Consider the following 22,534-nt stretch of genomic DNA (forward strand, 5'->3'; position numbering starts at 1 on the left):
CCGTGACGGCTCTTAGTAACTATAGGCGTGCGGACGGCTGCCTGCCGCATTGGGCAGATAGCGGTCTCGCAGCATCAGGTTGCGCGCCTCCATCGGCTGCTCCACGCCGTCGATGACCACGGCTTGAGGCTGCGACAGCGGCTCCAGCGGATCACCAGACCAAACCACCACGTCACCGGCGGCACCGGACTTCAACTCGCCGAACTGGCCTTCGAAGCCAAAGATCCGCGCAGGGTTCACCGTGATGGCCGCGATGGCGGCATCAAACGGCAGGCCATGCGAGACGGCGTTGCCGGCGTTGTAGCGGATGTCACGGGCGCGGTGGGTGGATCCCTCGTTGCCCTTGAGCGCGATGACAACACCTGCTGCGTGCAAGGCGGCGGCGTTCTGCATACGCGCCCCGCGCATTTCGAAATTGCCCGGAAGATTGGTGGTCGGGTGGACCAATACCGGCACATTCGCTGCGGCGATCTCGTTGGCCACCAACCAGCCCTCGGCGGCTCCGTCGAGGATGATCTTGAGGCCTTCCTCGCGGGCCAGTCGCAAGACTTGCTGGATGTCCGAGGCGCGGTCCGCTGTGACGATCAAGGGCATGCGGCCTTCGACGACAGGGATCAGGGCTTCAAGGTCGGCTCGCGACAGCGACAGGTCGCGCAAGGATGAGCGCTCATAGGCCGACTTGTTGCGGGCATAAAGGCGCACTTCGTTCAGGGTTTCCTTGAACAGCACGAACTGGGCACCGCGCGCACCGCCGGCGATACGGGCACCGGCTTCCCCGAACGGGGCGGTCATGGCCACCTTGGACTTGACCAGAATATTGGACCCGTCCTTGAGGTTGATGACAGCCGCCTGACCGGCAAACAGACCCGGAGACTGGAAGCCGCCGTGACCCGCACCGGCGGTCATGTCGTCGATGCGGGAATCGTCGTGGCTATGACCACCGCCCGAGCCGCCATGCTGCGGAGTAACAACGGCGCGGGTTACCCCGCCCAGACGCGCGGTCGGAATGGTGAAGGACCACGGATCAATGCCGTACGACACGTCGAAGGCCGCTGTCAGGGTGTTGGCGTTGTTGCGCAGGTCGTTCGAGCCCGACACGGAGCCGACCTCGCTGGCACCGATGCCGGAATCGACAGCGACGATGCCCGGCGTCACCACCTTGCCGGTCGCATCGATGGTGCGCATGCCCGCAGGAGCCGTACCGGCACCCACCGACACCACGCGCCCGCCACGGATGACCACCGTACCGTTTTCAATAACCGACGTGCCGGTCAGAACCTTGCCGCCCGTAATGGCGATATCCTGAGCCACAGCCGGTGCGGCAGACAGAAGAGCGGCCGCCGCTGCGGCGATAAGAATGTTCATACGCATGAATCAGCGGGCTCCCTGAGCAGTGCCAGCAGCCGGACGGTTAAAGCCCGGTTGGCCCAGTTCGAAATCGGATACCGGCTGATAGGCCGGATTTGTACGGTCAAAGGTCAGTGCACCGTCGATGAAGACCTGATCGGCGCGGGCATAGATCGACAGCGGATTGGCACTCCAGATCACCACATCCGCGCGCTTTCCGACTTCGAGCGAGCCGGTCTGGTTATCGATGCCGATAGCCTTGGCTGCGTTCAGCGTGATCCAGCCGATGGCGCGTTCCTCGGGAATATTCAGACCCGCACGGCGACCTGCCGAAAGCGATGCGGCGGCCTCTTGATTGAGGCGCTGGATCAGTTCCTGGTCGTCCGAGTGGATAACGGCACACGAGTTCGGCGCGGCATCAACGATGGCCGCATTCTCTTCGATGCCGTCCAGGGCTTCCATCTTGAAGCCCCACCAGCCGGTCCACATCGCGGCGCAGATGCCGTTCTGAGCCAACTGCGGAGCCAGCTTATAGGCCTCGATAGCGTGGTGGAAGACGCGAATCTTGAAGCCGAACTCCTTGGCCAAATCCATCATCAACGCCATTTCATCGGCGCGGTAACAGTGGTTCTGAACGAGGATCGAGCCGTCCAGAACACCAGTGATGGTTTCCAGCTGGAGATTGCGGGTCGGCGGGGTGCCCTGACCGGTTTCGCGGTACTTCTCCCACTTCTCGCGATAGTCCTGCGCGGCGATGAAGGCTGCGCGATAGCCGGCCATATTGCCCATGCCCGTGGCGGGCGACTGGTTACGGCTGCCATAGACGCGCGACGGGTTCTCGCCACAGGCCATCTTCAGACCATAAGGCGCGTCCGGCAACTTCATGGCCTGCATGGTGGTAGCCGGCACATTGCGCAGCGTCACGCCACGACCACCGAACAGGTTGGCCGAGCCCGGAAGAACTTGGAGGGTCGTCACGCCGCCAGCGCGGGCGGCATTGAAGCCCGGATCCTGAGGCCAGACCGAGTGCTCGGCCCACACCTGAGCCGTGTTCGGATTGGTGGCTTCGTTGCCGTCGCTCATGCCCGTCACGCCCGGCGACGGATAGACGCCGAGGTGGCTGTGAATGTCGATGATGCCCGGCGAGACAAAACGGCCGCGCGCGTCTACGACCTGATGGCCCTGCGGAACCGGAGTGGAAGCATCGCCGACAGCGGCAATCCGACCGTCGGTCACAACCACGACGCCGTTCTCAATCTTGCGGCCCGCGCCGTCAAAGACCGTGGCTCCGACGATAGCCATGTTCTGCTGCTGCAGGGGTCGGTAGGTCGAAGGATAGGGATTAAGGTCCGAAGCGCTGGCCAGTCCTGCGGCCATAGGCTTTGCCGGACGGGCCGTGTCGGCGCTGGCCGATGTTCCCGACGACGAAGCCTGCCCCGTCGAGGCACAGGCTGTCAGCATCAGCGCGCCCATGGCGCATGAAAGGATAGCGAGGCTGGGGCCCCGCAAACGATTTACACACATGGGCGAACCCCCTCGCACCCGCAGTCTGCGGGCAGACAACGGCGGTCATAGAGGATCGTTACGGCGAGGCTGTAAAGGCCGAATTCAGCCCTTAAGCAATCTTTCGCGCACTTCTTCGTCGTTGAGGTCTTTAACCTCAATCATCTTCAATCTGGACTGGCCACCCCGTGCCAGATTCACGTTACGGCGCGGCACACCCAGCATCTTGGCCAACAGGCGTACCAGCGCCTCGTTCGCCTCGCCTTCAACGGGTTGAGCCCTCACCCGCACCTTCAGCACCGGACGCCCTTCCGGATCGACGTCCCAACCTTCGATCTGGTCCTTAGCGGAGCGGGGGGTGAGTTTGACGGGGATACGGGCGGTCATGGTGCCTGTTTGCCTTGTCCCCGACGCGGTGCCAAGGTCCGCCCCAGTTCGGCGTACTGGAGCATCCCCCCCCCGTGCCTACACCGCCTTTTTCGTCCGTTGTCCTGATTGTCCTGAACCTCGCTCTTCTGGCTCTATTGCTGTGGTGGATCGTCAGAAGGCTCCGAGCAAAGTGGCGCAGACCGGCCATTCCGCCACCCGCCACCCCGCACGGATCGACTGACGTAACGGTGCTGGCAACGTTTACCGGCATCAAAGGGATATCCCCGTGGCTGGCGGTCGCTTCGAACAGTCTCAATCCGGTTTTGGTGATCGGGCCGGATTATCTGGAATACCGCGTTTTGAAACGTCGTCGGGTGCCGTTGGCGCAAATCCAGTCGGTCCGAACATTGGCCGCCTTCAGGACGGTCAATCTGCACTTCACCTTCAAGAGCGGGCCATTCACCTTCACGGCCAACGTCGGCAATCAGGATAGCGCACGCGACATCCTGAGCCGCCTCGATCCGGCATTGGTTGAGCAACAATAAAAAACGCCCCGACCGTTTCCGGCCGGGGCGCTTTTGAAACATGGAGGGGTTCGGGCTTAGCCCAGAGCCGCCATCAGTTCCGGAACGACCGTCTTGTAGTCGCCTACGATGCCGTAGTCGGCCACCTGGAAGATCGGCGCGTCGGCATCCTTGTTGATGGCGACGATGATCTTGGAGTCCTTCATACCGGCGAGGTGCTGGATAGCGCCCGAGATGCCCACAGCGATGTACAGCTGCGGAGCCACGACCTTGCCGGTCTGACCGACTTGGTAGTCGTTCGGAGCATAGCCGGCGTCGACCGCAGCGCGCGAGGCACCGACAGCAGCGCCCAGCTTGTCGGCCAGCGGCTCGATGACAGCAGCGAACTCTTCGGCCGAACCCAGAGCGCGACCGCCCGAGACGACGATCTTGGCAGCGCCCAGTTCCGGACGGTCCGACTTGACCATTTCTTCGGAGACGAAGGTGGTCTTCGGAGCTTCGGCAGCGGCGACGGTTTCAACCGAAGCCGAGCCACCTTCGCCAGCAGCGGCGAATGCGGTCGGACGAACGGTGATGACCTTCTTGGCGTCAGCGGTCTGGATGGTCTCCAGAGCGTTACCGGCGTAGATCGGGCGAACAAAGGTGTCAGCCGAAACGACTTCCACGATGTCCGAGATCGGAGCCACGTCCAACTTGGCCGCGATACGCGGAGCGTAGTTCTTGCCGTCGGTGTTGGCCGGAACGAGGATGGCGTCGTAGCCAGCAGCCAGCGGCACAACGGTCGCTTCTACAGCTTCGGCCAGACCTTGAGCCACGCCAGCGCCTTCGGCCAGCAGGACCTTACGCACGCCGTCAATCTTGGCAGCAGCGTCGGCAATCGCCGATGCGCCTTGACCCAGAACCAGTACGTCCACGTCGCCCGAGATAGCCTTGGCAGCGGTTACGGTCTTGTGGGTGGTGTCACGAACGATCGAACCGTCGTGGTCAGCAATAACGAGAACAGCCATTACAGAGCACCTGCGTCTTTGAGCTTGGCCACCAGTTCGGCAGCGTCAGCGACCTTGATACCAGCCGAACGCTTGGCCGGTTCGGTGACCTTGAGGACCTTCAGACGATCGGCCACGTCCACGCCGTAGTCGGCGACGGACTTGGTGACGATCTCTTTCTTCTTGGCCTTCATGATGTTCGGCAGCGAAGCGTAGCGCGGGGTGTTCAGGCGCAGGTCAACGGTGACCACAGCCGGAAGCTCGGCAGCTACGGTTTGCAGACCGCCATCGACTTCACGGGTCACGGTAGCCTTGCCACCGTCGATGACCAGCTTGCCGGCGAACGTGGCTTGCGGCCAGTCCAGCAGAGCGGCCAGCATCTGGCCAACAGCGTTGTTGTCGCCGTCGATCGATTGCTTGCCCATCAGGATCAGGTCCGGCTGCTCTTCGGCAACCACAGCCTTCAGCAGCTTGGCAACGGCCAGCGGCTCGAGGTCGGCGTCCGACTGAACCAGAATGCCGCGGTCCGCACCCATGGCCAGAGCCGTACGGATGGTTTCCTGAGCCTGGGTCACGCCGATGGAGACGACCACGATCTCGGTGGCAGTGCCAGCAGCGTGGTGTTCCTTGCCTTCCTTCAGACGAACTGCCTCTTCGACGGCGATTTCGTCGAAGGGATTCATGCTCATCTTAACATTGGCCAGATCAACGCCGGTCTGGTCCGCCTTGACGCGGGCCTTCACGTTGGAGTCGATCACCCGTTTCACCGGGACGAGTATCTTCATGAGACTATCCACTTGATCGTCGAAAGTTTGGGGAGGGATTGGACTGTACGCCCGCGCCTGTCAACGTAACCTAGGGTGAAGTTCGGCCATTCCAATAGCTGATTTTTGATCTATAGGTCCCGATATGAAGCGCTTTTTGACCTTTCGCCGGTTGTCGATCATTTTTGCAGGCGTGTTCACCCTCGCTCTGCTCGGCGTCTTTGTGCTGCAACGTGTCTGGGTCGATCCGGGTGACCGGTGCGCAGACAAGGGTTGGTGGTACGATCTGGAAACGCGCACCTGCGCCCAGCCGATCTATATCCCGGACATCACCGGACGCGCCGAAGGCGTAACCCGTGCCGAAGCCTCGGCGGCCATGAACAAGGATCTGGTCGACAAGGAAGCCCAACTGGCCGCCTATAATCGCGCCAAGAAGGCCGCGACCGACGCCGAGCGCGCCCGCGTCGAAGCGCTGACCAAAGACTGATCTGTACGGAAACGAAAAAAGGGCTGCGACACATCGCGCGTCGCAGCCCTTTTTTGTGTTCGTCGCCGATCAGCGGGTCGCGCCGGGCACCCATTTGATGTCGTCGGCCCCGTTGGAATTGGCCCGACGGGCCGCCACGAACAGGTGATCCGAAAGGCGGTTCAAGTATTTCATCGCTTCGGTGTTGATCTGTTCACCCGCCTCGATCATCGCCACTGTGTCACGCTCAGCGCGGCGGCAGACGGTGCGCGCGACATGCAGATAGGTCGAAAGCGGCGAACCACCGGGCAAGATAAAACTGTCCAGAGGTTTGAGGCTTTCGTTCATCCAGTCGATTTCCTGCTCAAGTCGCTCGACCTGCGAGGCGATGATGCGCAGGGCCTCCCATTTGGGCGCAGGCTCCAGCGGGGTGGCCAGGTCGGCTCCCAGATCAAACAGTTCGTTCTGGATGCGCCCCAACATGGCATCGATACGGTCGTTCTGCCCGCTGTGCAGACGGGCCACGCCAATGACAGCGTTGAGTTCGTCAACAGTGCCATAGGCCGAGACACGGGGGCCGGTCTTTGAGACCTCCTCGCCGGTGGCCAGTCGGGTCGTACCCTTGTCGCCGGTGCGGGTGTAGATCTTGTTGAGCGTGACCATCGGCCCCTCCTCGCTCGCGTTGACTGTATTCAGCCCGAATGGGCCGATTTGATCGCCATACCGATGATCAGCAGGATGATTGCCGCGGCTTGAAGCACCACACGCAGGCGCATCAGCTTGTTGGAGCGGTTCCGCGAGGCATCGGTGTTGCGATACAGGCCGAAAATGCCAAAGCCCAGCGTGATGGCCACGCCGCCGATGGCAACAAGGATCAGGATATCGATCAAGGTCATAGCTACCCTTGTATGGCTTTGCCTTGCGCCGCACCAGAGGGCGCGTTGACACCGACGTCGTCCCGATTGCTGTGGCAGGTTGTCGCATCGCCCCTGACGTTATTGCAAATCGTTTGCAAAACTAGTTGAGAGGCATTCTCAAAAGTTGATTGGGACATCCATGACCGTCCAGAAGTTCTCGCGCCGTACCCGCCTACTCGCTGCCAGTGCCCTCGCGGCAAGCGCGATGGGTATCAGCCCAACGGCTGTGGCGGAGTCGCTGGACCAGCAGGAGCCAACCCGCGTCAGCGACATCGTCGTGACCGCCGCAGGCTATGAGCAGAAGATCGTGGATGCCCCTGCCAGCATCAGCGTCATTAGCGCCGAGGAACTGTCCCAGCGCCCTTACATCACTCTTTTGGACGCCGTACGCGATCTTGAGGGTGTCGATATCGGCGAGACACGCGACAAGACCGGTCAGGGCACTATTTCCATGCGCGGCATGGGCTCGGACTATACTCTGGTCCTCATCAATGGCCGTCGCCAGAACAACCACGGCGACATCTATCCCAATAATTTCGGCGGCAACCAGTTCAACCACATCCCGCCGCTTGCCGCAGTCGAACGCGTCGAAGTCATCCGCGGTCCGGCCTCGACCCTGTATGGCGCGGACGCCATGGGCGGCGTGATCAACATCATCACCAAGCGATCGCCCGACCGCTGGTCCGGCTCCCTGACGGTCGGCCAGACCTTCCAGATGGACGACCAGTACGGCGACGACGCGACCTATGACCTGTATGCCAACGGCCCTCTGGTCAAAGGCCTGCTGAACCTCAGTGTGCGCGGCAGCTACTACGAACGCGATGCCTCAAACCCGATCTACGGGACGGTTCAGGACCCCAACGGCAACACTATCGACCGCGCCCTTGGCTTTGGCGGCGGGGGCAAGACTGTCGACAATGAAAACATCGCCGGCGGCCTGACCCTGACCTTTACCCCGACGGCCAGCCAAACCATCACCCTCGACTACGACGCTTCCAAACAGTCCTACGACAACGCCATCCGCCTGAACGACGAGGGTGTCGAGGAATATCCGGTCGGCACCGTCGATAACTATGGCGCTATGCTGCGTATAGGCAGTAACGGCCGCGTTGAACCGCGCGCCGGCTATGCCCCGTCGCAGGAGTTCACCCGTAACGCCATTGCCCTCACCCACGAAGGCCAGTGGTCGTTCGGCTCGACACGCGTGTCGCTGTCGCATGTCTCGACCCATAACGAGGGCCGCACCCTGCCCTTCTCGGTGGCCGAGCGTCAGCAAGTTCAAGGTCTGTGGAACGCCGCCTGCGTAAACATGGGCGGCACTCTTGCGGCCACCGGCTACTGCGCTCCCGGCCGCGCTATGGGCTACAACAACGCCAACGCGTGGAACAACCTGTCCGAAGCCACCAAGCTGGCGGTCATGCAGGCCAACCTCAGCCCGGCGCAACTCCAGCAGCTCAAGTCCTTCCTGCCCCGCCCGCAACGCACGCTGGAAAGCGAGCAACTGACGCTGGATGCGCAGATGAACCTGATCCGCAATTGGCACGGCGAGCACCGCGTCGTCGTGGGCGCACAGGTCATTCGCGGCGAGTTGAAGGACGGCGTCTTCGGTCTGGAATCCGGTCAGGGCGGCAAGGCCCAGGACCACAACATGTATTCGCTGTTTGCCGAAGATACCTGGCAAGCGACCGAAGCCTTTGCCCTGACCGGTGGGATCCGCTTTGACGACCACGAAGTCTTTGGCAACCACTTCAGCCCGCGTCTGTACGGCGTCTATACGCTGAATGACGCCTGGACCATCAAGGGCGGTGTCTCGACCGGCTTCAAGACACCCAAGACGACCCAGCTCTATGACGGCGTCGTCGGTTTCGGGGGTCAGGGCACCTCGCCCCAGTTCGGTAATCCGGACCTGCAGCCCGAGACCAGCGCCAGCACCGAACTGGCCGTTTATTGGCAGCATCCTGGCGGTCACAACTTCAATGCCACCGTCTTCAACAACACCTTCGAAGACAAGATCGCCAGCCAGCCGTGCGGTGCCGGTCTGGCATTGGCCTGCGCGGCCACCGGCGACTATGGCGATATCGGTTATGCGCCTTCGAGCACCCGCATCACCAATATCGACGAGGTCGTCATCCGCGGTGCCGAACTGGCCGGCCGCTGGCAGATCGTGGACAAGGTGTCGCTGCGCGCCAACTACACCTATACCGATAGCGAGCAGAAGAGCGGTGCGGCCAAGGGTCAGCCGCTGGGCGAAAGCGCCAATCACATGGCCAACGCCTCGATCAACTGGCAACCGACCGACCGCATCTCGCTGATGCTGGCAGGCGAAGCACGCGCCGATCGCTATGCCGGCCAGCACGTGGTGACCAACCAGGCGCTTTATTACAAAGACTACGCCGTTCTGAACCTCAGCGGCTCGTACGAGGTGAACGACTGGCTGACCGTGAATGCGCGCATCAATAACCTGCTGGACCGCGATTTCACCGGCTATGACGCCGAGTTCCGCGATCTGGACAACAATGGTGATTTCGACGGCACCAATGAGACCCTGTTCTTTGATCACTACAACAACAAGGACAAGGGTCGCAGCCTCTGGATCAGCCTGAACGCCCGCTTCTGATCCGGAAGCGATGCTTACAAAGGGTCATCGGCGACGATGGCCCTTTTTGCTGTCCAAGCTAAGCCGTTGGTCATAAATCACGGTCATAAGAAGGCGCATGTCCGATCGCGCCATTCGAAATCTCGAACACCTTCGCCGCTCCGCGTCGACCGCACGCGTTCTGAACCTGCTGAAGGTTTCGGATGATCACGGCCACACCGACGAGTGGTCGGAAAAACCGATGTTCCAGACGCCGTCGTTGAACACATCGCTGATCATCAAACACCGTCTGCGCCGCAACGAGACCGACTCCTTCCCCGGGCGCCGGCAGGTGGCGACCAAGCTGGTCCTGCCTATCGATACAGCCGATCTGAAGACCGGTGGACGCTTCGTCTTCGTCAACCAGATCGGCTTTGAAAGGGTCATGCTGGAAGCATTCGGCCTACCCGCTGAACACCATGACATCCGCACCCTGCGTTTGATGGATCAACTTCCGTCGCTGGACCCCTTCCTGCTGCGCGAGCAGCTTCGCCGCGGCGGTGTGGATGCAGCCCCCTGCTATTTCGCCATTTCCGAGGCCGATCTGGCCAAGATGTCGGCCTTTGTGGAGCGCGAGATCGAACCGCTGGTAACGCTCAGCATCGGCAAGGGCGTGGACGCGACCCAGTCCTCGGCGCGTATGGCCAGCAAAATCCTGTCCAACACGCCGGGCGACCGTTTGGAAGCCTTACGCATGACACTGCGGCTGGAACCGGAACAGTATCAAGAGGGCGTCTTCTGCTGGAAGGGCTTCCTCTATTACAAGTGGTCCCTCAACAGCATGATGCAGGACATCGTCAAGGTCGCCGACGAAGTGGCCTCGGTGTCACCTTGGGGCCCTGTCGATGCGTCGTCGCGTGAATATATCAAGCGCGGTCGCGGCGTTCTGCGCAGCAACATCATGCAGACCTGCGAAAAGGTCAGCCAGACGCTGAAATACTACGATCAGGCCTATGCGGGCCTGACCCAGCGCGGCGATCCGCTGGCCTTCCGCGACTTCCTGCTGGAAGCCCCAACCCTGTTCACACGTCTGGGCGACCAGTTGGGTGCCATCCAGCACATCGTCAGCTTCTGGCGCTTCCGCTTCAACGCCAACAGCCCGCCCGTTCAGGTCGACGAACTGATCGACATCTTCATGGATTTCGAGACGGGATTGATGGGTCGAAACTTCGACGATCTGGCCGCCGAGTTTCCGGTCTGAGGCAAGAAAAAAGGGTCGGTGTTTCCACCGACCCTTTTCCATTTTCGGACTTCCGCAGTTCTTAGTAGCGGTAGTGTTCCGGCTTGAACGGGCCTTCGACCGGCACGTTGATGTATTTGGCTTGCTCGTCGTTGAGGACGGTCAGCTTGGCACCCAGCTTGGCCAGGTGCAGGAAGGCGACCTTCTCGTCGAGGTGTTTCGGCAGGGTGTAGACCTTGTTCTCGTACTTCGAGGCGTTGGTCCACAGTTCGATCTGGGCCAGCGTCTGGTTGGTGAACGAAGCCGACATCACGAACGACGGGTGACCGGTGGCGTTACCCAGGTTCACCAGACGACCTTCCGACAGAAGGATGATCTTCTTGCCGTCCGGGAACTCGATGTGGTGCACCTGCGGCTTGATCTCGTCCCACTTCAGGTTCTTCAGGCCAGCGACCTGAATTTCCGAGTCGAAGTGACCGATGTTGCAGACGATGGCGTTGTTGCGCATGGCGCGCATGTGCTCAACGCGGATGACGTCCTTATTGCCGGTGGTGGTGACGAAGATGTCAGCTTTGTCAGCGACGTCTTCCAGCGTCTGGACTTCGTAACCTTCCATCGCGGCCTGCAGGGCGCAGATCGGGTCGATTTCGGTGACGATCACGCGAGCGCCGCCGTTGCGCAGCGAGGCAGCCGAGCCCTTACCCACGTCGCCGTAGCCGCAGACCACAGCAACCTTGCCCGACAGCATGACGTCGGTGCCGCGACGGATCGCGTCGACCAGCGATTCACGGCACCCGTACAGGTTGTCGAACTTGGACTTGGTGACGCTGTCGTTGACGTTGATGGCCGGGAACGGAAGCTCGCCGCGCTCTGCCATCTGGTACAGACGGTGCACGCCGGTGGTGGTTTCTTCCGAAACGCCGCCGATGGCGTCACGGATAGCCGAGTAGAAGCCCGGCTTTTCAGCCAGATAGCGCTTCATGACCTTGTAGAGGGCTTCTTCTTCCTCGTTGGTCGGGTTGTCGAGGACCGACGGGTCCTTCTCGGCCTTCGGGCCAAGCACGCAAAGCAGGGTTGCGTCGCCGCCGTCGTCGAGGATCAGGTTCGGATAGCCGCCATCGGCCCATTCGAAGATCTTGTGGGCGTAGTCCCAGTACTCTTCGAGGGTTTCACCCTTCAGAGCGAAGACCGGGGTGCCAGCAGCGGCGATAGCGGCAGCGGCGTGGTCTTGGGTCGAGAAGATGTTGCACGACGCCCAGCGCACTTCTGCACCCAGAGCTTCCAGCGTCTGGATCAGAACAGCCGTCTGGATGGTCATGTGCAGGCTGCCTGCGATGCGGGCACCCTTCAGCGGCTGCGAGGCACCGTATTCCGCACGCAGCGCCATCAGGCCCGGCATTTCGGTTTCGGCGATGGCGATTTCCTTGTTGCCAAAGTCGGCAAGCGAGATGTCGCGAACGATGTAATCGGTCATGCGGAGGGGTCTCTTATGTCATGCGCCCGCAGGCGAAGTGGCATGGAACGGCAGTTTTGTTGACCAGCCCTATACCGCGCCCGAGCGCACAGAGCAATGATCGTATAAAGAAGTCTTTATATGATTGTCGTCTAGACGGGTAAATCTTTGATCTAGATTAATGTTCCGTTGGGGAACGCTGGCTATGCAAAAGCTTGGCCGCAAATAAGTACGGGTGCTCAGGCCGCACCGGGTGAGGGTTAGTCTGCGTATGTCGATTCAGTCGCTTCAGCATCGCATCCAGTTCATGGGACTGGGTGAACCCAGCGCCGCGTACCGCGCGATGGATTATATTATCAGCCAAAGCCTGCCGACCGCACTGGACCTGTTCTATGACAGGGTCCGCGCCGAGCCGATGACAGCACGTTTCTTCAAAGACGAAGCCCACATCTCGAGCGCCCACGCCGCCCAACAGAGCCACTGGCGCGCCATTGTCGAGGGCCGCGCCGATGCTCAGTATGCCGAGTCCGTGCGTACCATCGGTCGTGTCCATGCCCGCATCGGGCTGGAACCGCGCTGGTATATTGGCGGCTATAGCGTCGTCCTCGCGCACCTGACCCGCGCCATTGCCGAGCGCCCACGCAAGCTCTTCGCCAACCGCAAAGAGCATGACCGCATCACGTCCGAAGCGATCGCCGAACTGAACCAGCGCGTTATGCTGGATATGGACATGGCGATCAGCGTCTATCTGGAAACGTTGGCCGAGGCGCGAAACCGCGCACAGGCCGCCCAGGCAGAGGCCGAAGCCCGCCAGACCGAAGTGGTCCGCGCCTTGGGCACAGCCCTGCATGCGCTCGCCGACAATGATCTGACCACCACGATTACTGCCAGCTTCCCTGACGAGTACCGCTCGCTCCAGCACGACTTCCACGCCGCCACGCGCGCCTTGCGCACCGCTGTGCGTGCCGTAGCCGACAGCGTCGAGAGCCTGAGCGCAGGCTCCAGCCAACTGGCCGTTGCGTCCGAAGATTTGGCCACCCGCACAGAGCGTCAGGCCGCCAACCTCGAGCGGACTGTCCACGAAGCCGACGCGATCGCCCAACAGGTCGCTACCTCCGCCGATGGCGCTCGCCAAACGGCACAGGCTGTGGCCGAAGCCCGCGCCGACGTTCAGGAAACGACCGGCATCGTCTCAAATGCGGTGCAAGCCATCCACGCCATCGCCGACTCGTCTCAAGAGATCGCTCGCTTCACCAGCCTGATCGACGAGATCGCGTTCCAGACCAACCTTCTGGCCCTGAACGCCAGCGTCGAGGCTGCACGCGCAGGCGACGCAGGCCGTGGTTTCTCGGTCGTTGCGCAAGAAGTCCGCGCATTGGCCCAGCGCTCGGCGGCAGCATCGGGCGAAATCCGCGGCTTGATCTCTACGTCGTCGGCACACGTATCGCGCGGCGTTGATCTGGTTGAAAAGACCGGCGAGGCTCTGGAGCGCATCGGTGCCAAAGTCGTCGCCGTCGACGGTCTGGCAGGCAGCATTGCCCAGTCGGCGCAGGAACAGGCCGAAGCGCTCAACCGCGTCCGTCGCGCCATGAGCGAAATGGACGACATCACCCAGCAAAACGCGGCCATGACTGAAGAAGCCACGGCTGCGGCCCGCCAATTGGCTCAGGAAGCCCACGTCCTGACACAGCAGGTCAGCCGCTTCAAACTGGACGGTGGAGCAGTTCCGGTGCGCCTCGCGGTCCACAATAACGCGGCATAACCGCACTCAAAGAACAGGGCTTGGGTTTCGCGCATAGCGCGGGTACCAACCTCCCCTACAATCGTAGGAGAGTGATTTGGCCGACGACCGTTTTACCCCCGCAACGGCAACCCAGCCCGTTCCGACCCAGCCACGACACGACTGGACGCTGGACGAGGTAGAGGCCCTGTTTGCCCTGCCGTTCATGGATCTGGTCTATCGGGCCGCCAGCGTGCACCGACACTGGTTCGATCCCAGCGAGGTTCAAAAGAGCCAGCTATTGTCCATCAAGACCGGCGGCTGCGCTGAAAACTGTGGCTATTGCTCGCAATCGGCCAGCTTCAAGACCGGCCTCAAAGCCGAGAAGCTGATGGACGCAACCACTGTCATCGCCGAGGCCATGGCCGCCAAGGCAGGCGGTGCGAGCCGGTTCTGCATGGGCGCGGCCTGGCGTGAACTAAAGGACCGCGACACCCCGAAACTGGCCGCCATGATTTCGGGCGTGAAAGCACTGGGGCTGGAAACCTGCGCGACCTTGGGGATGCTGAGTGCAGATCAGGCACGCCAGCTCAAAGAAGCGGGTCTGGACTACTACAACCACAATCTCGATACTGGGCCTGACTATTACGATCAGGTCGTCACCACCCGCACCTATCAAGACCGGCTGCAGACTTTGGAGCACGTCCGCGAGGCGGGCATGAGCACCTGCTGCGGCGGCATTGTCGGTATGGGCGAAAGCCGCCGAGATCGCGCGGGACTGTTGCACGCTCTGGCCACCTTGCCGGTTCACCCCGACAGTCTTCCCGTAAATGCTCTGGTTCCGGTCAGCGGCACGCCACTGGGCGAAGAGGTGCTCAAGAACGGCGAAATCCACCCGATTGAGTTTGTGCGGACGGTAGCTGTGGCCCGACTGGTTTGCCCCAAATCCATGGTTCGTCTGTCCGCAGGACGCGAAGGCATGAGCGCGGAGATGCAGGCGCTGTGCTTCCTCGCCGGGGCGAACTCTATCTTCGTGGGGGGCAAGTTGCTGACGACGCCCAATCCCGAAGAGGATCAGGACGCCGCCTTGTTCCGCATGCTGGACCTGAGGCCGATGCCTCTGTCGGCCGAGCGTTAGACGGCGATCAGGCCGCGCGCCCGCGTCGCGTCATGGCCGACGCGGGTGCCAGCTGGATGCCACGCTGGTCCAGACCCGCCACCCAGCGGGCGGCGGTCTCGACCGTAACCGGATAGCTGAAGGCGCTACCGAAGGCCGAGCCATCGGTCTTGGCCTGCACTTCCAGTGCGTGAAGCTGGCGCAAGATGGCAGCCGGCGACTGGTCTTCATCCACGATACGATCCGCTGTCGCCCGAGCGAATGCTCCCGGCTTGCGCTCCAGTGTACCATCATCCAGCAGGGCCAGGCCCCGCTGACGCAGTTGGACCATCAAGGCGTTCGTGGCACCGTCGGAAGTCACAAAGCGATCGCCGAGATAGTTGCCGACACCGAAATAGCCCACTGCGCGAGACAGCAGCCAATCCAGCTTCACCGACACATCATCGGCCGAACTGCTGGCCAGAAGGGTATAGGGACCGGGATCGTTGTCGGGATAACCGGTCGGCTCCATCGGCAGCTCGAGAATGACCTCATGGCCGTAGGATCGGGCCAGATCGATCCAACGCTGAAGGCCGTCCGCATAGGGAACGAAGCTGAGGGTCACTTCCGGTGGAAGGCGCTCGATAGCCGCACGGGTCGTGACAGCGTTGAGGCCCAGCCCCCCCACCACCAACGCCACTGTTGGCTTGCCATTGGCACGGAATGGTCGGGCATAGACCTGCGCAGGGACGCGTCCATCCGCCGCGATGCGCGGCAGCGGCCCTTCAGGGCCCGGCTGGTGCAGACCTGCAATAGGCGCAGCGGGCAAGGGATTGGGTTGCCGCACGGGAGCGGTAAAGGTGCCCGTCGAGGACACACTTGCACCATCCGGCAGGGTGATGACCGCATCACCGAAGCCCGCAGCCCCTTCGGCGTCGAGGCCTTCGAGCGTGGCGTCCTGATAGAGATCCATACCCGCCAGACCGAAAACTTCCTGGCCGCTGGCTACCTCGATCGGTGATTTGTCGGCAGTCAGGCGCGCACGGGCGGACGGCATACCGGCCTTGGGGTCACCCGTCAGGGCGACGACCAGCGCCACAGCACCGACCACACACAGGCCCGCGGCCCCGGCAATCACTTGCGGGCGGGCCAAAAGGGCTTGGCCGATGCGTTCCATACGCGACTGCGAGGGGTTTCCCGCCGCAGCGGCAAGCGCAGATTGTCGCTTTGCGAACATGGTCACGGCAATGCTCGATCAATCGTGGGGGAGCTACCGCACAGGCGGTAACCTTCACTCTGGATCAAGCCACGTCGGGGTTAAGAAACCCTAACGTTTGTTCACCACGATTGCCAAAAGATCGACCTGTGTTCGTTAGTCTTCAGGCGTGGCGGTCGCTGCAGGCTCTTCACCCGTATGCACAACAATGCCCGCAGGCGGCGCTTTAAGCTTGGAGAGGTCGCCGCCAGCTTTCAGGACATCCTTGGCGCGCTCGAGCTGATAGTCGACGTTCTTGTCGAACTCTGCGCCCGGTGCCTCGTGCGGGGTGTGCGGGCCGCGACGCTCTGCGCCAATGGAGGAATCCAGCGCCGTCGCATAGGCCGCTTCAGAATAAATGAAGCTGGAGCGCGAGATCGCCTTGGCCTCACCCTCGGTGCGGGCGACTTCGAGATCAGGTTCAATGCCGATCTTCTGGATCGAGCGACCCGAAGGCGTGAAGTAGCGCGCCGTCGTGATCGACACAGCGCCATCCTGACCGCCACGCAGCGGAATCACGGTCTGGACCGAACCCTTGCCGAAGGACGTCAGGCCCACAATCGTTGCCCGCTCGTGATCCTTCAGAGCACCGGCCACGATTTCAGATGCCGAGGCCGAGCCGTAGTTGATCAGAACGGCCAGCGGAAGACCGCCAGTCAGATCACCGGCCTTGGCCCACCAGCGCTCAATATTTTCTGGCTTGCGGCCACGCTGGCTGACAATCTCGCCGCGCTCTAGGAAGGCGTCGGACACGGCAACTGCCGCCGTCAGCAAGCCACCACCATTATTGCGCAGATCAAGGATGAAGCCCTTGAGGTTCGGCTTTTCGGCTTTGAGCTTGTTGATGTTCTCGATCAGCTCGCGCTCGGTATTTTCGTTGAAGGTCGAGATACGCAGATAGCCATATTCGCCCTCGAGGCGACCGGTGACCGAGTTCACCTTGATGACTTCACGCGTCAGTTCGACTTCACGGGCATCCTCGCCATCTCGCAGGAAGGTGACCTTGATCGAAGTCCCCGCCGCACCGCGCAGTTTGTCGGAGACGTCGCTGACCGTCAGGCCCGCCGTGCTCTGACCATTGATCGCGCTGATAACGTCGCCGGCCTGCACACCGGCACGCGCGGCAGGGCTCTCGTCCATCGGGGAGATGACCTTGATCAGGGCACCGTCCGCCGAAATGGTCAGACCCACGCCCGAATACTGGCCCTCGGTGCGTTCGCGCAGATCGCCATAGGCCTTGGGAGGCAGATAGTTGGAGTGCGGATCCAGCGCCGTCATCATACCCGACAGCGCCGCCTCGATCAGCTTCTTGTTATCGACCGGAACGACATACACCTGCTCCACGATGCCCAGAACATCGCCGAACAGCTCCAGCATGCGGAATGTCTCGTTGCGCGGGGTCTGGCTGGCCACAGCCGCCGCAGATCCACCCAGAACAAGGGCAGCGCAGCCCACGAGAAGCAGTTTACGCATTCGTCTTCTTTCCTGCGGCCGTCACTGGGGCGGCCGAAAACCATTCAACTTGATCCTGACGCGCATTCCGCCCGCTTACAATCGGTAGTCACCGGAATTTTTCCAGGTTTCGGTTCTTACGAGAACGCAACTCGTCCGGATCAGTCCAGCCAAGGCGCTGGATCGATGGGACGCTCGCCACGACGAAGCTCGAAATAGGCTTCACCATCTTCACCGGTGCGCCCCAGGGTCTGGCCCTCGGCGACCCGCTGGCCCACCTCGACCTCGACCCGGTCCATGCCCGCCACGACGGCGCGCCACCCCGGCCCGAGGTCCAGAATGACGATCTCGCCCCACTCTTTCATCGGTCCGGCGAACAGCACGCGACCGGCCGCAGGAGCCGACACCGCGCTGTTGCTGGCATGCCAGCGCCAGCCCGCAGAGCCCGAGCCATAGGTCTGGGCTGGAACCGCCTGTACTGGACGCACCAACCGGTCGCGTCCGCCCGGATTGCGCGCCACGACTTCGTTGGTGGTTTCTCCCACCGTCGGGACTGCCCCGCCCACTTCGCGTATACGGGCCTCCAGCGCGGAGGTCGCACGTTCGGCGCGCGCGGCCTCGGCGCGCAAGACCGATCGCAGGGCCGTCTTGCGGTTGGTCAAATTTTCGATCTCGGCGCGGCGCTGGTTCTGGGCGCTTTCCACCGTGAACAGGCGCTCGCTCGACAGGGCTGCCAGTCGGCGGATGCGGTTGATCTCTTCCTGACGATCCACCAGCACCTTGGTCCGCTTCTGGATTTCAGGCGTCATAGCGCGGATCATGATGTTGGCCCGCACCGTATCGCGCGCACGCTCGGCCGGTATCAGCAGCGGCGGCGGAGGATTGCGCGACATCATCTGCAAGGCTGACAGCAGCCTGCCTTGCGCTGCGCCTTCACGCGACATCTGGCCCAACAGCACAGCTTCGCGCCCGCCGAGTTCTTTCAGTCGCGCCCGCTGGGCTTCCAATTGGATATCGTCGGCGGCTTCTTCACCGCGCAGTTCATCCAGCTGCGCATCCAGCTCCACCAGATCCTCGGCCGCCTGAGCCGCCTCGGCCCGCAGGCGCCGCGCGCGGGCCAGTTCGTCACGGTATTCGGCAGTAAGACGTGCCAACTCCTCGCTCTGTGGCTGGCGCTGACTATAGGCCACGCCCGCACTGGTCAAAACCAGCGCGCCTACCGTCAGAAAGATGAGCGAGGTTCGGGTCATTAATCCCGATGATAAGGTGATCCGGCCAGGATCGTCACGGCCCTATAAACCTGCTCGGCCAACATGGCGCGTGCGAGAGCATGCGGCCAGGTCTGCGGACCGAACGCCAGCGTCGAGCGGGCCACATTGCGCACCCGTGCGTCGAGGCCGTCTGCACCGCCAATAACGAACACCAGCTTGCGTTCGCCCTGATCGCGCAGAGTGGCAATATGGTCGGCGAAAGCGCGGCTGGAATAGGCCTTGCCACGTTCGTCACACGCAATCAGATGCGCGCCCTCGGCGGCAGCCAACAAAAGGTCGGCTTCCGGTCCCTTGCCCGCTTTACGTGGCTCGAGGTCGATGAGTTCAAGGGGACCTAGTCCCAGCGGGCGCCCTGTAAGGGTCGCCCGCCGGGCATAGCCGTCAGCCAGAGTGGCCTCGGGCCCACGGCCCGGTTTGCCGATGGCGGCAATTGCCAGCTTCATGGCTTATCTTCTCGGTTAGATCAGTTACGGCCAGCGCCGCGGTGGGCGCTGTCGACAGCCCAGATCTTTTCGATGTTGTAGAAGGTGCGAACTTCCGGACGGAACAGGTGAACGATGACGTCACCGGCATCCAGCAGCACCCAGTCACAGTGCGGCAGACCTTCGACCTTTACCTTGCCAAGGCCCATGTCCTTGAACAGGCGCAGCAGGTGGTCGGCCAAGGCACCGACGTGACGGTGCGAGCGGCCCGAAGCCACGATCATGGCGTCGGACATTGGGCTCTTGCCACGCAGGTCGATCAAGACAATGTCCTGCGCCTTGTCGAAATCTAGTTTGGCCAGGATGGCATTTTCCAACTCGGTCGCACCGGTCGGAAGCGGCTGGTTGTCGCCAGCGTCATCCTGAATGGACTCGTCGTCAAACTCGCCCGCGTCCGAATGGAGGGGATCGAGGGCGTCTTCACGCTCTGCCGACTGGGCAGTGACGTCGTGCGCTTCGTGCGCGGGATGGGGGCTCAGCGGAGGGCTCCAATAGGGTTTACCAAACCCTGACTATAGCACACCCCGCGATTGACGTCACCCGTCCTGCGCAGACCGCTTGCGTGAAGCGCGTATCGCGGTCGAGGAACGCGGGTTCAGAGGGGCCACAATATAGGTCCACGCAGGCGCCTGCAGACTAGGCAGCAGACCCGCCTCATTTGACGGGATGCGGTTGCGCCCGAAACGTACCGCTGCGGGCGCAGAACGGCTGTCCAGCAGGCTTCCGGGGCGGGCGATGACTGCCATCGGCATCAGCCGCATGATGTCGGTCCAGCCTCTCCAGCGATGGAAGTCGGCGAGATTGTCGGACCCCATCAACCAGACAAACTTCACCCCTGGGTGACGGGCGACCAAAGTTCTAAGCGTATCGATTGTCCATTGGGTGCCGATACGGGTCTCGACATCCGAAACAATCATGTTCGGGCCGACGGTACGGGCCACCTCACGCGCGGACTGCATCCGTTCGGCGAGAGGGGCCATCTCGTGGCTGGATTTCAGCGGGTTCTGCGGCGAGACCATCCACACCACGCGATCCAGACCCAGGCGGCGCATCGCTGTTTCGGCAACGTGGGCATGTCCGTCGTGGGCTGGATTGAACGACCCGCCAAACAGACCGACCTTCATCCCCGGCGTTAGATGCAGGCCATCGCGCAGCGCGCCCCCTCGGGGACCGCTGCCTTTAGGTGCAGGACCGGCATGGAAAAACGACAAGGGCAGCTCGGCTAAGGGATCGACAGCGGCTTATGCTCAACCGTGCCCTAACATGCAGCATCGGCTATGTCGCGAGATAAAAGCGCGAAAGTTTACCCGAGGGCAGTTAGAATTCGCGCCAGCTTGAGCCCGGATCACGCTCGCCCGGCTGGGCCAGTTGCTGGCCCCACGTGACCATCATCAGCGCCTTGTGGCTGCGGATCTTGTACTGGCCGATCATCGGGGTCACAGCCCCCAGCGGCAAGCCCGTGCGGGTGTCGTAGATAAAGCCCGAGAACTCGGCCACGCCCATACGGTCGCGGTTCGAATAGATCGACACTTCGGGGATGGAGACGACGTTCAGCGCGTCGTTGATCGGCACGCGCATATCCGGAATGCCGAAAACGCGACGCATCTGTTCCAGCGACAGCGCCGTTGCGCGGACCTCAAAGACCGCATCGGACTCGCCGCGCTCGCGCACCAGCGCATAGCCCGCTTCGGACAGGGCCGCGCGGATAGCACTGATGGCGTATTTGGAGTTTTCGGCGACGAAATAGGTTTCATCGACATAGACACGCGCGCCTTGCGGGATCGGCAGGGTCAGGCCCTCGACGGCTCGCTCGGCGGCGCGGTTCACCAACAGCATGTCGGTGGCAGTTCGTGCAGGGTTAGTCTCGGTGACCGAGGCACATGCGGAAAGGCTGGCCACAGCGGCGGCCAGTGCGGACACCACCAGAGCTTTGCGGGCAATCCCATGTGCCATTGTCATTACCAGCTGCCCGTGTTCGGCATAGAGGCCCAAGGCTCGGCCGGAGCGAGGCGTTCGCCCTTTTGCAGCAGTTCAACCGAAATACCGTCAGGCGAACGGATGAAAGCCATCCAGCCATCGCGCGGCGGACGGTTGATGGTCACGCCACCAGCCGCCAGCTTTTCGCAAGCAGCGTAGATGTCGTCGACCTCGAAGGCGAGGTGACCGAAGTTTCGGCCACCGGCGTAATCTTCGGTGTCCCAGTTATAGGTCAGTTCCACTTCCGGCTGCTTTTCGGCGCGGGCGCGGGCCTCGTCTTCCGGCGCGGCCAGATAGATCAGCGAAAAGCGACCTTCTTCGCTGTCCATGCGGCGGGTCTGAACCAGACCCAGCAAGTCGCAGTAGAAACGGAGCGAGGCATCGAGGTCCTTCACGCGGACCATGGTGTGGAGATAACGCATGTTAGGCCTATCGTGAGACGGGGGAGAAATCGAACGACAGCGCTTTAGTGCGCTTCGGGCGGACGGGCCGCCGGATCGAGATACTCGCTCTCGTCGTGATGATGGGCCGACAGCACAAAGCGACGGTCGCAATAGGTGCACTCGACAGAGGTGTCCTCGCCCATTTCCAGATAGACCAGCGGGTGGCCCAGCGCACCGCCGCCGCCATCACAGGCAACGCGCTTTTGCGTGACCAGAATTTCTTCAGCTTGCGGGACGATGGCGTCAGAGTGGCGCGGCGGCATGATGTATCCTCGGGAAGGCGTTTGGGCCTTCCTAAGCTCACACCGCCACAAGGTCAAACCATCGGCAATGGCTCGGCTTTTGACCCCGTGAACCGCAAAGCCCTATCGACCCGAGCGGTTGAATGCCGACTTTGCGCGGCCAAACCAACGCGCAAGCTTTTCTCGACGGCGGGTGTAAAGGCCAAGCCCCAGACAGGCCGCGCCAATCCAGAGCCCCGCCTCGCCGATCACCCCGAAGATGCCCGCCAGCGTGAGGCCGAAGGCGGTTGAGATATATCCGGCTTTGATGGCGAAGAAGGCCCCGACAAAGCCGGCGTAGCCCAGCACGCAAAATCCAAATGCGACCAATCCGATAGTCTTAAGTTTGCGCGAGCGTTGCGGGGTGGCGGTGCCGAGGGCTTGGGTCGAGTGGGTCATGGATATGTCCAGAT

The 22,534-nt window shown here is 62.1% G+C and carries 24 protein-coding genes; 6 read left to right on the forward strand and 18 right to left on the reverse strand.

The window, feature by feature from the left end:
- Positions 1 to 12: 12 nt before the first annotated feature.
- From LOX95_RS00390 to LOX95_RS00400, 3 genes are all read right to left on the reverse strand, one after another.
- Positions 13 to 1,371 carry an amidohydrolase family protein gene (locus LOX95_RS00390; protein ID WP_242912311.1) on the reverse strand — a complete coding sequence of 453 codons (1,359 nt, stop codon included), beginning with the start codon at positions 1,369 to 1,371 and terminating at the stop codon, positions 13 to 15.
- Between the two features lie 3 nt (positions 1,372 to 1,374).
- Complete coding sequence (locus LOX95_RS00395) at positions 1,375 to 2,871, reverse strand: amidohydrolase (RefSeq protein WP_242912312.1); 1,497 nt, start codon at positions 2,869 to 2,871, stop codon at positions 1,375 to 1,377.
- A gap of 84 nt (positions 2,872 to 2,955) precedes the next feature.
- Positions 2,956 to 3,237, reverse strand: coding sequence for a DUF167 family protein (locus LOX95_RS00400; RefSeq protein WP_242912313.1), 282 nt, complete (start codon positions 3,235 to 3,237; stop codon positions 2,956 to 2,958).
- 74 nt (positions 3,238 to 3,311) lie between these two features.
- Between LOX95_RS00400 and LOX95_RS00405 the strand changes: the two genes are divergently transcribed.
- Positions 3,312 to 3,764: a hypothetical protein gene (locus LOX95_RS00405; RefSeq protein WP_242912314.1), complete on the forward strand. Its 453-nt coding sequence runs from the start codon at positions 3,312 to 3,314 to the stop codon at positions 3,762 to 3,764.
- Positions 3,765 to 3,820: 56 nt separating this feature from the next.
- On the opposite strand, the gene LOX95_RS00410 is transcribed toward LOX95_RS00405, so the two are convergent.
- Positions 3,821 to 4,750 carry an electron transfer flavoprotein subunit alpha/FixB family protein gene (locus LOX95_RS00410; protein WP_242912315.1) on the reverse strand — a complete coding sequence of 310 codons (930 nt, stop codon included), beginning with the start codon at positions 4,748 to 4,750 and terminating at the stop codon, positions 3,821 to 3,823.
- Complete coding sequence (locus LOX95_RS00415) at positions 4,750 to 5,514, reverse strand: electron transfer flavoprotein subunit beta/FixA family protein (RefSeq protein ID WP_242912316.1); 765 nt, start codon at positions 5,512 to 5,514, stop codon at positions 4,750 to 4,752. Before LOX95_RS00415 ends, LOX95_RS00410 begins: the two co-directional genes overlap by 1 nt.
- Positions 5,515 to 5,638: 124 nt before the next feature.
- Here LOX95_RS00415 and LOX95_RS00420 point away from each other — a divergent pair, with 124 nt between their 5' ends.
- Complete coding sequence (locus LOX95_RS00420) at positions 5,639 to 5,980, forward strand: hypothetical protein (RefSeq protein ID WP_242912317.1); 342 nt, start codon at positions 5,639 to 5,641, stop codon at positions 5,978 to 5,980.
- A gap of 69 nt (positions 5,981 to 6,049) precedes the next feature.
- Here LOX95_RS00420 and LOX95_RS00425 read toward each other — a convergent pair whose 3' ends face one another.
- On the reverse strand, positions 6,050 to 6,622 hold the full coding sequence (locus tag LOX95_RS00425) for a cob(I)yrinic acid a,c-diamide adenosyltransferase (RefSeq protein WP_242912318.1): 573 nt from the start codon (positions 6,620 to 6,622) through the stop codon (positions 6,050 to 6,052).
- A 29-nt stretch (positions 6,623 to 6,651) separates the two neighbouring features.
- Positions 6,652 to 6,855 carry a twin transmembrane helix small protein gene (locus LOX95_RS00430; protein ID WP_242912319.1) on the reverse strand — a complete coding sequence of 68 codons (204 nt, stop codon included), beginning with the start codon at positions 6,853 to 6,855 and terminating at the stop codon, positions 6,652 to 6,654.
- 160 nt (positions 6,856 to 7,015) lie between these two features.
- Here LOX95_RS00430 and LOX95_RS00435 point away from each other — a divergent pair, with 160 nt between their 5' ends.
- Entirely contained in the window at positions 7,016 to 9,493 is a 2,478-nt protein-coding gene (locus LOX95_RS00435; RefSeq protein WP_242912320.1) for a TonB-dependent receptor domain-containing protein, read from the forward strand.
- A 97-nt stretch (positions 9,494 to 9,590) separates the two neighbouring features.
- Positions 9,591 to 10,712: a hypothetical protein gene (locus LOX95_RS00440; protein WP_242912321.1), complete on the forward strand. Its 1,122-nt coding sequence runs from the start codon at positions 9,591 to 9,593 to the stop codon at positions 10,710 to 10,712.
- A gap of 61 nt (positions 10,713 to 10,773) precedes the next feature.
- Here the strand turns inward: LOX95_RS00440 and ahcY are convergent, their stop codons facing one another.
- Positions 10,774 to 12,165: an adenosylhomocysteinase gene (ahcY, locus tag LOX95_RS00445; protein ID WP_242912322.1), complete on the reverse strand. Its 1,392-nt coding sequence runs from the start codon at positions 12,163 to 12,165 to the stop codon at positions 10,774 to 10,776.
- Between the two features lie 250 nt (positions 12,166 to 12,415).
- Here ahcY and LOX95_RS00450 point away from each other — a divergent pair, with 250 nt between their 5' ends.
- Both LOX95_RS00450 and bioB read left to right on the forward strand, forming a co-directional pair.
- Positions 12,416 to 13,906 carry a globin-coupled sensor protein gene (locus LOX95_RS00450; protein ID WP_242912323.1) on the forward strand — a complete coding sequence of 497 codons (1,491 nt, stop codon included), beginning with the start codon at positions 12,416 to 12,418 and terminating at the stop codon, positions 13,904 to 13,906.
- A 76-nt stretch (positions 13,907 to 13,982) separates the two neighbouring features.
- A complete protein-coding gene (gene bioB, locus LOX95_RS00455) occupies positions 13,983 to 15,002 on the forward strand; it encodes a biotin synthase BioB (RefSeq protein WP_242912324.1) in 1,020 nt (339 codons plus the stop codon).
- Between the two features lie 7 nt (positions 15,003 to 15,009).
- On the opposite strand, the gene LOX95_RS00460 is transcribed toward bioB, so the two are convergent.
- The 10 genes from LOX95_RS00460 to LOX95_RS00505 form a co-directional block, all read right to left on the reverse strand.
- The gene (locus LOX95_RS00460) at positions 15,010 to 16,197 is read right to left on the reverse strand and encodes a divergent polysaccharide deacetylase family protein (RefSeq protein ID WP_242913081.1); all 1,188 of its coding nucleotides are present in this window, start codon (positions 16,195 to 16,197) and stop codon (positions 15,010 to 15,012) included.
- Between the two features lie 135 nt (positions 16,198 to 16,332).
- Positions 16,333 to 17,688 carry a S41 family peptidase gene (locus LOX95_RS00465; protein ID WP_242912325.1) on the reverse strand — a complete coding sequence of 452 codons (1,356 nt, stop codon included), beginning with the start codon at positions 17,686 to 17,688 and terminating at the stop codon, positions 16,333 to 16,335.
- Positions 17,689 to 17,828: 140 nt separating this feature from the next.
- Entirely contained in the window at positions 17,829 to 18,917 is a 1,089-nt protein-coding gene (locus LOX95_RS00470; RefSeq protein ID WP_242912326.1) for a murein hydrolase activator EnvC family protein, read from the reverse strand.
- Positions 18,917 to 19,381, reverse strand: a complete 465-nt coding sequence (rlmH, locus tag LOX95_RS00475) for a 23S rRNA (pseudouridine(1915)-N(3))-methyltransferase RlmH (protein ID WP_242912327.1) — start codon at positions 19,379 to 19,381, stop codon at positions 18,917 to 18,919. Before rlmH ends, LOX95_RS00470 begins: the two co-directional genes overlap by 1 nt.
- A gap of 20 nt (positions 19,382 to 19,401) precedes the next feature.
- Positions 19,402 to 19,788 (reverse strand): ribosome silencing factor, encoded by a 387-nt coding sequence (rsfS, locus tag LOX95_RS00480; RefSeq protein WP_242913082.1) that lies wholly within the window; start codon positions 19,786 to 19,788, stop codon positions 19,402 to 19,404.
- Between the two features lie 168 nt (positions 19,789 to 19,956).
- Positions 19,957 to 20,631 (reverse strand): nicotinate-nucleotide adenylyltransferase, encoded by a 675-nt coding sequence (locus LOX95_RS00485; RefSeq protein ID WP_282452561.1) that lies wholly within the window; start codon positions 20,629 to 20,631, stop codon positions 19,957 to 19,959.
- Positions 20,632 to 20,737: 106 nt separating this feature from the next.
- A complete protein-coding gene (locus tag LOX95_RS00490) occupies positions 20,738 to 21,379 on the reverse strand; it encodes a DUF6655 family protein (protein ID WP_242912328.1) in 642 nt (213 codons plus the stop codon).
- Positions 21,379 to 21,819 (reverse strand): lactoylglutathione lyase, encoded by a 441-nt coding sequence (gloA, locus tag LOX95_RS00495; RefSeq protein WP_242912329.1) that lies wholly within the window; start codon positions 21,817 to 21,819, stop codon positions 21,379 to 21,381. Before gloA ends, LOX95_RS00490 begins: the two co-directional genes overlap by 1 nt.
- A gap of 44 nt (positions 21,820 to 21,863) precedes the next feature.
- Complete coding sequence (locus tag LOX95_RS00500; RefSeq protein WP_242912330.1) at positions 21,864 to 22,103, reverse strand: zinc-finger domain-containing protein; 240 nt, start codon at positions 22,101 to 22,103, stop codon at positions 21,864 to 21,866.
- 102 nt (positions 22,104 to 22,205) lie between these two features.
- Entirely contained in the window at positions 22,206 to 22,520 is a 315-nt protein-coding gene (locus LOX95_RS00505) for a hypothetical protein (protein ID WP_242912331.1), read from the reverse strand.
- Positions 22,521 to 22,534: the final 14 nt, after the last annotated feature.

The sequence above is a fragment of the Brevundimonas pishanensis genome, from assembly GCF_022750635.1.
GTDB lineage: Bacteria > Pseudomonadota > Alphaproteobacteria > Caulobacterales > Caulobacteraceae > Brevundimonas > Brevundimonas pishanensis.